This window comes from Erwinia sp. MYb416 (genome assembly GCF_037479575.1).
Classification (GTDB): domain Bacteria; phylum Pseudomonadota; class Gammaproteobacteria; order Enterobacterales; family Enterobacteriaceae; genus Erwinia; species Erwinia rhapontici.
The window spans coordinates 1-2,008 of the sequence record NZ_JBBGYT010000014.1 but is presented as its reverse complement, the minus strand read 5'-3'; the positions used below and the strand labels follow the sequence as shown (position 1 = coordinate 2,008).

2 protein-coding genes and 1 pseudogene are annotated in these 2,008 nt (G+C 48.5%); 2 read left to right on the top strand and 1 reads right to left on the bottom strand.

What is annotated here, in order from left to right; all coding sequences use genetic code 11:
- Nucleotides 1–274, top strand: a pseudogene (locus tag WH277_RS00115) (NADP-dependent phosphogluconate dehydrogenase); the annotation flags it as partial.
- 149 nt (nucleotides 275–423) lie between these two features.
- Nucleotides 424–1,431: a Wzz/FepE/Etk N-terminal domain-containing protein gene (locus WH277_RS00110; RefSeq protein WP_339458073.1), complete on the top strand. Its 1,008-nt coding sequence runs from the start codon at nucleotides 424–426 to the stop codon at nucleotides 1,429–1,431.
- 49 nt (nucleotides 1,432–1,480) lie between these two features.
- Here WH277_RS00110 and hisIE read toward each other — a convergent pair.
- Nucleotides 1,481–2,008: bifunctional phosphoribosyl-AMP cyclohydrolase/phosphoribosyl-ATP diphosphatase HisIE (hisIE, locus tag WH277_RS00105; protein ID WP_339503638.1), on the bottom strand; the 528-nt coding region annotated here is incomplete at its 5' end.

Below are 2,008 nucleotides of genomic sequence, written 5' to 3'. Positions count from 1 at the left end.
TGCTGTTGATGCCGACATCGCTAACCTGCTGCTGGCTCCGTATTTCAAAAATATCGCTGATGAATATCAGCAGGCATTGCGTGATGTTGTGGCCTGGGCGGTACAAAACGGTATCCCAACGCCAACCTTCTCTGCGGCCATCGCCTACTACGACAGCTACCGTTCAGCGGTACTGCCTGCGAACCTGATCCAGGCGCAGCGTGACTACTTTGGTGCGCATACTTACAAGCGTACTGATAAAGAAGGTGTGTTCCACACCGAGTGGCTGGACTAAGTCAATGCTTAACCCCCCGTTTTACGGGGGGTATTTCATTTTTTCTCCTCGATTTTAAGACTATCCTTCTGGTGTTCTGCTAATTGCTCGACTATCTTTTATTCGCATAACCATAAAAACGATATCAGTTTTTTTTAAGTTGAGTCACGATGAGCCAAAAAAATACAACTGCCTTTGAACAATTAGAATCTGTAAAGCATGATGAACTGAACCTGCTGGATATTTTTTTCCAGTTATGGAAGGGTAAGTGGATCATTATTGCAATAATAGCGGCCAGCCTGGCGTGTGCAGGAATCTATCTTGCCTCGGTTAAATCTAAATGGATATCAACGGCCATAGTGACGCAACCCGATTTCGGCCAGATGGTCTATTACAGTGGTATTTTAAATCAAGTCTATGCAATAAATGATACTGATAACAACGGTAACAGCGCTCAGAGTAAATCAGGACAGTTCTCTCCGGATATGCTTCAGCAAAGCCTGTTTAGTCGCTTTAGTGCTTCGCTTGCCGCATCAAACTCCGTCGATATTAAAGTCATAGACAAACCGCTTAACTATCCCCTTAGCATCTCAGTCACGGCCGATACTGCCAGCCACGCTCAGGCGCAGCTGTCAAGCTACATCCAGCAGGTGAATACCTCCCTGGTGAATGATTATGTCGCTGAAATCAAAACTAACCTTATTGCGATACAACGCGAACTGAACGTATCCCTGGAAGCGCAGAAAAAAATCGCGCAGCAGCGTAATGCACATCGTATGGAAGTTATTCGCTATGCATTGAAGATTGCTGAAGATTCGAATATTTCCAGCTCTCAACTGACCCAAGCGGAGAACCTGTCGGATGATACGTTATATCTGCTGGGTACCCATGCGCTAAGTGCGATGATTGCTAATGAGGCCAACAAGCCTCTCATACTCAATAAACAGTATTTCGATACACAATCTCAGCTCCTGGCACTGTCACAGTTGAAGCCTGACGCTGAGAAGTTACAGCCATTCACTTATATTAAACAACCCGATTTACCTGCTGCGCCTGTCAAACCCAAAAAGACGGTAGTGCTGTTGCTGGCCGCTATTTTGGGCGCGATTGCAGGTTCAGCGATTGTTATCGGGCGTACTGTGGTCGCTGATTATCGTTTGAGGATGAGAGCAGAGTAGGCAGAGTAGAATGCAGGCCGGGATGATCCGGCCTGATAATTAGACGGGCTTACTTATGACGCTGACGCAGATTCTCAATCACCGTTGACAGGTTCAGATCCTGGTCCTGCAGCAGGACCAGCAGATGATAGACCAAATCAGAGGCTTCATTGGTCAGCTCATGACGGTCGTTGACGGTCGCAGCCAGTGCCACTTCCACGCCTTCCTCACCGACTTTCTGTGCAATGCGCTTAGTGCCGCTGGCATACAGGCTGGCAGTATAGGAGCTTTTCGGGTCAGCGTGTTTACGCTCAGCCAGGATCTGCTCCAGTTGATAGAGGAAAGTCCAGTCTGTTGCTGCGGGCGAGAAACAGCTTGTGGTGCCACGATGGCAGGTTGGGCCGACCGGATTGACCAGCAGCAGCAGCGTATCGTTATCGCAGTCTGGCGTGATGCTCACTACATTCAGAAAGTGCTCCGAGGATTCACCTTTCGTCCACAGGCGCTGTTTAGTGCGTGACCAGAAGGTCACTTTGCCAATCTCCAGCGTCTTCGCCAGCGCTTCCTGATTCATATACCCATGCATCAGCACTTCACC

Coding starts and splice junctions, on each gene's coding strand:
- WH277_RS00110 (WP_339458073.1), top strand. CDS start 424: ATGAGCCAAAAAAATACAACTGCCTTTGAACAATTAGAATCTGTAAAG.